The following is a 1,839-nucleotide window of genomic DNA, read 5'->3' as shown; positions in this document are numbered from 1 at the left end:
GCCCGGCACGGAGCACGTGCTGGAGATCGACGCCGCAGTCGTCGCGCTGGGCAACATGTCGAACCCCCTGATGGCGAAGACGACCGCGGGTCTGAACGTCAACAAGCGCGGCAACATCATCGTCGAGGAGGAAACGCAGAGGACGAGCCTGGACAAGGTCTGGGCGGGCGGCGATATCGTCCTCGGGGCGGCGACCGTCATCCTGGCCATGGGCGAGGGGCGCAAGGCGGCCGCCAACATCAACGAGTACCTGGCGAAGAAATAACGGAGCGCCTTCTTTGTCGAAGGACGTCAGCTTGCGTTGGGGGCGGGGGTTTCTCCGCCCCTTTTGTCTAAGGGAGTGCGGTTGACCTTAAGAAAGTTGTTGGAAGCGATCAAGGACCATCGACAATGAGGGGTCCTCCAGCAGTGCAGCCTTTGTGAAGGGAAGTGGATTTTGAATGAGAGTGGCGGAGCGTTTCAGCAAGTTTAAGCCGTCTGGCATGATGCGCATGTTTCGGGCCATCGCCCAGACGGAGGGCGTCTTGAACCTCAGCATCGGCGAGCCGGACTTCACGACGGAGCCGGACATCATCGACGCCGCGGCGCGGGCCGCCCGGGCGGGCAACACTCACTACCCCCCGCTTCAGGGCTTTCGCGACCTGCGCGAGGCGGTGTGCGGCTATTGGGAGCGGCACCATGGCCTCAAGGTGGGCCCTGAGGAGGTCGTCGTCGCGAACGGGGGCCTTCAGGCGACGCAGCTGCTCTTTGAGGCGCTGCTGGACCCGGGCGACGAGGTCCTGCTGCTGGAGCCCTACTTCACGGTGTACGAGGTGCAGATTCGGGACTGCGGGGGCGTCCCCGTTGGGGTCCCCACCAGGGAGGAGAACAACTTTGCCCCCACCGCGAAGGACCTGATGAGGGCCGTGACGCCAAAGACGCGCGGGATCGTGGTCAACTCGCCCGGCAACCCCTCCGGCAGCGTGTACTCCCGCGAGCAACTGGAGGTGATCGCAGCCTTCGCCGCGGAGAGGGACCTGCTCGTGATCAGCGACGAGATCTACGAGTCCCTGGTCTTTCACGGCGAACACGTCTGTTTCGCTTCCCTTCCGGGGATGCGGGAGAGGACGATCACGATCGGCGGCGTGTCCAAGAGCCACTGCATGACGGGATGGCGCCTGGGCTATGCCATGACGCCGCCTGACGTGGCCTCCACGATGTGCCTCCTGTCTTCCTCTCAAACCTATGGCGTGTGTACGCTCGCCCAGAAGGGCGCCGCCTACGCGCTCAACACGCAGGACGCGAAGGTCGAGGAACGACGGGCCGTCTTCGAGGAGAGGCTCAGGGCGACGGAGGCCAGGCTGAACGCGATGAAGGGCGTCCGATGCCGGCCGGCGGAAGGGGCTTTCTACCTGTTCCCGGACGTCAGTGGGACGGGGCTCTCCAGCGAGGAGTTCTCCTTGCGCGCCCTGCGGGAAGCGGGGGTCGGCGTCCTGCCGGGCAACGCCTTTGGGGAGAGCGGGGAGGGGCACATCCGCATCGCCTGCACCCAGGCCATGGAGAGCCTCATGAGGGCCATGGACGCCCTGGAACGCTTTACGGCCGCCTTGTAGCGTCCTGCCCTCGTGCGTAAACAAAAGTGCTGTATTAGGGAGGAACGACCATGCTGAACGATACCGAACGGGATTTTCTGTCAAAACTGAATGGGGCGGAGATTGAGCGGGACCTCAGGGAGATTACCCGATACGAACGCCCCTCGGGCAGCGAAGGAGAGAGGTTGGCTCACGATTACGTGGCCAGTCGCCTGGAGGAGAATGGAATGACCCCCTCGAGGACAACGTCTCCTGCATGGACATTTTC

The 1,839-nt window shown here is 63.9% G+C and carries 3 protein-coding genes; all 3 read left to right on the top strand.

Annotated features, from left to right (window positions below):
- Nucleotides 1-265, top strand: a 265-nt coding sequence (locus Q0629_RS02440) for an FAD-dependent oxidoreductase (RefSeq protein WP_298778488.1), incomplete at its 5' end; no start/stop codon positions are given.
- A 217-nt stretch (nucleotides 266-482) separates the two neighbouring features.
- Nucleotides 483-1,592 (top strand): pyridoxal phosphate-dependent aminotransferase, encoded by a 1,110-nt coding sequence (locus tag Q0629_RS02435; RefSeq protein WP_298778485.1) that lies wholly within the window; start codon nucleotides 483-485, stop codon nucleotides 1,590-1,592.
- 50 nt (nucleotides 1,593-1,642) lie between these two features.
- Nucleotides 1,643-1,839, top strand: a 197-nt coding sequence (locus Q0629_RS02430; protein ID WP_298778483.1) for a hypothetical protein, incomplete at its 3' end; no start/stop codon positions are given.

This window comes from uncultured Fretibacterium sp., assembly GCF_938030725.1.
In the GTDB taxonomy this organism is placed as follows: domain Bacteria; phylum Synergistota; class Synergistia; order Synergistales; family Aminobacteriaceae; genus Fretibacterium.
This window is presented reverse-complemented; position numbering and strand designations above follow the sequence as displayed.

Bases quoted from the DNA above. Each gene is read 5' to 3' on its own strand.
- Q0629_RS02435 (WP_298778485.1), top strand. From the start codon at position 483: ATGATGCGCATGTTTCGGGCCATCGCCCAGACGGAGGGCGTCTTGAAC.